Source organism: Neisseria sp. P0017.S009 (assembly GCF_051957375.1).
GTDB lineage: Bacteria > Pseudomonadota > Gammaproteobacteria > Burkholderiales > Neisseriaceae > Neisseria > Neisseria perflava.
Window position 1 is genome coordinate 1 of the sequence record NZ_JBQCWL010000011.1, and the last position, 6,411, is coordinate 6,411.

At 50.0% G+C, this 6,411-nt stretch carries 1 protein-coding gene, 2 tRNA genes and 3 rRNA genes; all 6 read left to right on the forward strand.

Annotated elements, in window-relative coordinates:
- Positions 1–260 precede the first annotated feature (260 nt).
- Positions 261–1,801: ribosomal RNA gene (locus ACTHTG_RS11035) — 16S ribosomal RNA — on the forward strand.
- A 105-nt stretch (positions 1,802–1,906) separates the two neighbouring features.
- A tRNA-Ile gene (locus ACTHTG_RS11040) sits at positions 1,907–1,983 on the forward strand.
- A 5-nt stretch (positions 1,984–1,988) separates the two neighbouring features.
- Positions 1,989–2,064, forward strand: a tRNA-Ala gene (locus tag ACTHTG_RS11045).
- Between the two features lie 348 nt (positions 2,065–2,412).
- Positions 2,413–5,301 (forward strand): 23S ribosomal RNA (locus tag ACTHTG_RS11050).
- A gap of 96 nt (positions 5,302–5,397) precedes the next feature.
- Positions 5,398–5,511, forward strand: a 5S ribosomal RNA gene (gene rrf, locus ACTHTG_RS11055).
- The 16S, 23S and 5S rRNA genes sit together here with 2 tRNA genes alongside, the layout of an rRNA operon.
- Before the next feature lie 316 nt (positions 5,512–5,827).
- Positions 5,828–6,115, forward strand: a complete 288-nt coding sequence (locus ACTHTG_RS11060) for a ComEA family DNA-binding protein (protein WP_004520163.1) — start codon at positions 5,828–5,830, stop codon at positions 6,113–6,115.
- Positions 6,116–6,411 lie beyond the last annotated feature (296 nt).

Consider the following 6,411-nt stretch of genomic DNA (forward strand, 5'->3'; position numbering starts at 1 on the left):
GGCGTATAGTTCGGTTCTTCGCTGCTGACGCGGTGAAGAAAACGAAGCAGACAGTATAACACAGTTAGTTAGAATTTTCGATAATTTTAGTTGACATTTGCTAAATGTACTGTATAATTCGATTCGCTCTTTAAAAAACAGATTACCGATAAGTGTGAGTGCATTAGGCCTCACACTGTTTGAAAGACAGACAAGATGATGTTTTAGACATTGTCCTGTCGGTTTCTTTGAAGCAGACCAGAAGTTATAAGTTAGAGATTGAACATAAGAGTTTGATCCTGGCTCAGATTGAACGCTGGCGGCATGCTTTACACATGCAAGTCGGACGGCAGCACAGAGAAGCTTGCTTCTTGGGTGGCGAGTGGCGAACGGGTGAGTAATATATCGGAACGTACCGAGTAATGGGGGATAACTAATCGAAAGATTAGCTAATACCGCATATTCTCTGAGGAGGAAAGCAGGGGACCTTCGGGCCTTGCGTTATTCGAGCGGCCGATATCTGATTAGCTAGTTGGTGGGGTAAAGGCCTACCAAGGCGACGATCAGTAGCGGGTCTGAGAGGATGATCCGCCACACTGGGACTGAGACACGGCCCAGACTCCTACGGGAGGCAGCAGTGGGGAATTTTGGACAATGGGCGCAAGCCTGATCCAGCCATGCCGCGTGTCTGAAGAAGGCCTTCGGGTTGTAAAGGACTTTTGTCAGGGAAGAAAAGGCTGTTGCTAATACCGACAGCTGATGACGGTACCTGAAGAATAAGCACCGGCTAACTACGTGCCAGCAGCCGCGGTAATACGTAGGGTGCGAGCGTTAATCGGAATTACTGGGCGTAAAGCGAGCGCAGACGGTTACTTAAGCAGGATGTGAAATCCCCGGGCTCAACCTGGGAACTGCGTTCTGAACTGGGTGACTAGAGTGTGTCAGAGGGAGGTAGAATTCCACGTGTAGCAGTGAAATGCGTAGAGATGTGGAGGAATACCGATGGCGAAGGCAGCCTCCTGGGATAACACTGACGTTCATGCTCGAAAGCGTGGGTAGCAAACAGGATTAGATACCCTGGTAGTCCACGCCCTAAACGATGTCAATTAGCTGTTGGGCAACTTGATTGCTTAGTAGCGTAGCTAACGCGTGAAATTGACCGCCTGGGGAGTACGGTCGCAAGATTAAAACTCAAAGGAATTGACGGGGACCCGCACAAGCGGTGGATGATGTGGATTAATTCGATGCAACGCGAAGAACCTTACCTGGTCTTGACATGTACGGAATCCTCCAGAGACGGAGGAGTGCCTTCGGGAACCGTAACACAGGTGCTGCATGGCTGTCGTCAGCTCGTGTCGTGAGATGTTGGGTTAAGTCCCGCAACGAGCGCAACCCTTGTCATTAGTTGCCATCATTTAGTTGGGCACTCTAATGAGACTGCCGGTGACAAGCCGGAGGAAGGTGGGGATGACGTCAAGTCCTCATGGCCCTTATGACCAGGGCTTCACACGTCATACAATGGTCGGTACAGAGGGTAGCCAAGCCGCGAGGTGGAGCCAATCTCACAAAACCGATCGTAGTCCGGATTGCACTCTGCAACTCGAGTGCATGAAGTCGGAATCGCTAGTAATCGCAGGTCAGCATACTGCGGTGAATACGTTCCCGGGTCTTGTACACACCGCCCGTCACACCATGGGAGTGGGGGATACCAGAAGTAGGTAGGGTAACCGCAAGGAGCCCGCTTACCACGGTATGCTTCATGACTGGGGTGAAGTCGTAACAAGGTAGCCGTAGGGGAACCTGCGGCTGGATCACCTCCTTTCTAGAGAAAGAAGAGGCCTGATGCATTCACACTTATCGGTAAACTGTAAAAGATGCGGAAGAGAAAAGCTTGAGTGAAGACAAGATTCGCTTAAGAAGAGAATCCGGGTTTGTAGCTCAGCTGGTTAGAGCACACGCTTGATAAGCGTGGGGTCGGAGGTTCAAGTCCTCCCAGACCCACCAAGAACGGGGGCATAGCTCAGTTGGTAGAGCACCTGCTTTGCAAGCAGGGGGTCATCGGTTCGATCCCGTTTGCCTCCACCAAGAACTTTACAAATCAAAGGAAGCCTGCTATACTTAGCAGCTTATTTTGATTTGCGAAGTGAAATATTGACGCATCGATCTTTAACAAATTGGAAAGCCGAAATCAACAAACAAAGACAATGAGTTTGTTTTAATTTTTTGTTCTTTGCAAAGGATGAAAAATCTCTCGCAAGAGAAAAGGAAACAAACACAGTATTTGGGTGATGATTGTATCGACTTAATCCTGAAACACAAAAGGCAGGATTAAGACACAACAAAGCAGTAAGCTTTATCAAAGTAGGAATTTCAAGTTTGCTTCCCTAGTCAACGGGTAGGCAAACGAAGTCAAAGAGGTTCTTGAAATGATAGAGTCAAGTGAATAAGTGCATCAGGTGGATGCCTTGGCGATGATAGGCGACGAAGGACGTGTAAGCCTGCGAAAAGCGTGGGGGAGCTGGCAATAAAGCTATGATCCCGCGGTGTCCGAATGGGGAAACCCACCTCTTAGGAGGTATCCTTATCTGAATACATAGGATAAGCGAAGCGAACCCGGAGAACTGAACCATCTAAGTACCCGGAGGAAAAGAAATCAACCGAGATTCCGCAAGTAGTGGCGAGCGAACGCGGAGGAGCCTGTACGTGATAACTGTCGAGATAGAAGAACAAGCTGGGAAGCTTGACCATAGTGGGTGATAGTCCCGTATTCGAAATCTCAATAGTGGTACTAAGCGTACGAAAAGTAGGGCGGGACACGTGAAATCCTGTCTGAATATGGGGGGACCATCCTCCAAGGCTAAATACTCATCATCGACCGATAGTGAACCAGTACCGTGAGGGAAAGGCGAAAAGAACCCCGGGAGGGGAGTGAAATAGAACCTGAAACCTGATGCATACAAACAGTGGGAGCACCCTTGTGGTGTGACTGCGTACCTTTTGTATAATGGGTCAACGACTTACATTCAGTAGCGAGCTTAACCGAATAGGGGAGGCGTAGGGAAACCGAGTCTTAATAGGGCGAACAGTTGCTGGGTGTAGACCCGAAACCGAGTGATCTATCCATGGCCAGGTTGAAGGTGCCGTAACAGGTACTGGAGGACCGAACCCACGCATGTTGCAAAATGCGGGGATGAGCTGTGGATAGGGGTGAAAGGCTAAACAAACTCGGAGATAGCTGGTTCTCCCCGAAAACTATTTAGGTAGTGCCTCGAGCAAGACACTGATGGGGGTAAAGCACTGTTATGGCTAGGGGGTTATTGCAACTTACCAACCCATGGCAAACTAAGAATACCATCAAGTGGTTCCTCGGGAGACAGACAGCGGGTGCTAACGTCCGTTGTCAAGAGGGAAACAACCCAGACCGCCAGCTAAGGTCCCAAATGATAGATTAAGTGGTAAACGAAGTGGGAAGGCCCAGACAGCCAGGATGTTGGCTTAGAAGCAGCCATCATTTAAAGAAAGCGTAATAGCTCACTGGTCGAGTCGTCCTGCGCGGAAGATGTAACGGGGCTCAAATCTATAACCGAAGCTGCGGATGCCAGTTTACTGGCATGGTAGGGGAGCGTTCTGTAGGCCAATGAAGGTGCATTGTAAAGTGTGCTGGAGGTATCAGAAGTGCGAATGTTGACATGAGTAGCGATAAAGCGGGTGAAAAGCCCGCTCGCCGAAAGCCCAAGGTTTCCTACGCAACGTTCATCGGCGTAGGGTGAGTCGGCCCCTAAGGCGAGGCAGAAATGCGTAGTCGATGGGAAACAGGTTAATATTCCTGTACTTGATTCAAATGCGATGTGGGGACGGAGAAGGTTAGGTTAGCAAGCTGTTGGAATAGCTTGTTTAAGCCGGTAGGTGGAAGACTTAGGCAAATCCGGGTCTTCTTAACACCGAGAAGTGACGACGAGTGTCTACGGACATGAAGTAACCGATACCACGCTTCCAGGAAAAGCCACTAAGCTTCAGTTTGAATCGAACCGTACCGCAAACCGACACAGGTGGGCAGGATGAGAATTCTAAGGCGCTTGAGAGAACTCGGGAGAAGGAACTCGGCAAATTGATACCGTAACTTCGGGAGAAGGTATGCCCTCTAAGGTTAAGGACTTGCTCCGTAAGCCCTGGAGGGTCGCAGAGAATAGGTGGCTGCGACTGTTTATTAAAAACACAGCACTCTGCTAACACGAAAGTGGACGTATAGGGTGTGACGCCTGCCCGGTGCTGGAAGGTTAATTGAAGATGTGCAAGCATCGGATCGAAGCCCCAGTAAACGGCGGCCGTAACTATAACGGTCCTAAGGTAGCGAAATTCCTTGTCGGGTAAGTTCCGACCCGCACGAATGGCGTAACGATGGCCACACTGTCTCCTCCCGAGACTCAGCGAAGTTGAAGTGGTTGTGAAGATGCAATCTACCCGCTGCTAGACGGAAAGACCCCGTGAACCTTTACTGTAGCTTTGCATTGGACTTTGAAGTCACTTGTGTAGGATAGGTGGGAGGCTTTGAAGCAGAGACGCCAGTCTCTGTGGAGCCGTCCTTGAAATACCACCCTGGTGTCTTTGAGGTTCTAACCCAGACCCGTAATCCGGGTCGGGGACCGTGCATGGTAGGCAGTTTGACTGGGGCGGTCTCCTCCCAAAGAGTAACGGAGGAGTTCGAAGGTTACCTAGGTCCGGTCGGAAATCGGACTGATAGTGCAATGGCAAAAGGTAGCTTAACTGCGAGACCGACAAGTCGAGCAGGTGCGAAAGCAGGACATAGTGATCCGGTGGTTCTGTATGGAAGGGCCATCGCTCAACGGATAAAAGGTACTCCGGGGATAACAGGCTGATTCCGCCCAAGAGTTCATATCGACGGCGGAGTTTGGCACCTCGATGTCGGCTCATCACATCCTGGGGCTGTAGTCGGTCCCAAGGGTATGGCTGTTCGCCATTTAAAGTGGTACGTGAGCTGGGTTTAAAACGTCGTGAGACAGTTTGGTCCCTATCTGCAGTGGGCGTTGGAAGTTTGACGGGGGCTGCTCCTAGTACGAGAGGACCGGAGTGGACGAACCTCTGGTGTACCGGTTGTAACGCCAGTTGCATAGCCGGGTAGCTAAGTTCGGAAGAGATAAGCGCTGAAAGCATCTAAGCGCGAAACTCGCCTGAAGATGAGACTTCCCTTGTGGTTTAACCACACTAAAGAGTCGTTCGAGACCAGGACGTTGATAGGTGGGGTGTGGAAGCGCGGTAACGCGTGAAGCTAACCCATACTAATTGCTCGTGAGGCTTGACTCTATCATTTGAAGAACTTCAAGAGATAAAAGCTTACTGACTGATTCAGTCATCACCAAATATATTGATTAAGGCTTTACCGATTTGTAACAGTTTAAGTTTGGCGGCCATAGCGAGTTGGTCCCACGCCTTCCCATCCCGAACAGGACCGTGAAACGACTCAGCGCCGATGATAGTGTGGTTCTTCCATGTGAAAGTAGGTCACCGCCAAACACCCATTCCGAAGCCCCCGACTGATGTCGGGGGCTTTTTACATGCCTGTCGGTTCTGTCGGTTTGATGACTCGTGCATTCTTGTTGTTTAAATTAAAGGATGATAACTATGTTGTTATTCTTGAACATAAAGTGCCGAAAGTTACGGTTAACTGTTTAGAATATTTGAAATCGAACGGTATTTGCGTTATTATGTCGTATGCATTTATATGGAATAGGGCCGTGTTCTACTGTCGTGTGGCAGTGTCTGCGGGGAAGTAAAACTGTCCTGCAGCCGGCCCGGTTGATTCAATCCAACACGTTATAGGAAAACCCTGATGAAGAAATTTTTATTTGGTGTCTTTGCCGCCGTGTGTACGGCATTCTCTTTGGCTGCCGTGAACGTCAATACGGCCTCTTCTGCCGAACTGGAGGCATTGCCGGGTATCGGCCCGGCTAAGGCGAAAGCGATTGTGGAATATCGTCAGAAGAACGGTGCGTTCAAATCGGTGGAGGAGCTGAAAAACGTGAAGGGCATCGGTGATGCGGTGCTGAACAAGTTGAAGGCGGAGGCGACGGTTTCTTCTGCCGCGCCTAAGGCCGCGCAGCCTGCCGTGAAAAAATAAGTCTGACGGACGTTTGTGCCGTATATGCCGCCCCGAGGCCGAACCGTTTGCCGGTTGGGCCACGGGGCGGCTTTGTTTGGGGGTGGGAATAAAACTTGAACCAGTGGAGACTTTACATGGGGTGAAGGGATAAACGGATAGGGTGCCTCTTGTTGGATAGAGATATAGAAGATAAAGGGAAGAAAGATATGTACTTAAAGGCATTTGACAGAAAATGGGATAGGGCAACTGTGCAGAGGGGCTACTCCTTGATACAGCTGCTGGTGGTGATGCTGCTGGTTTCGATCTTGGCAACG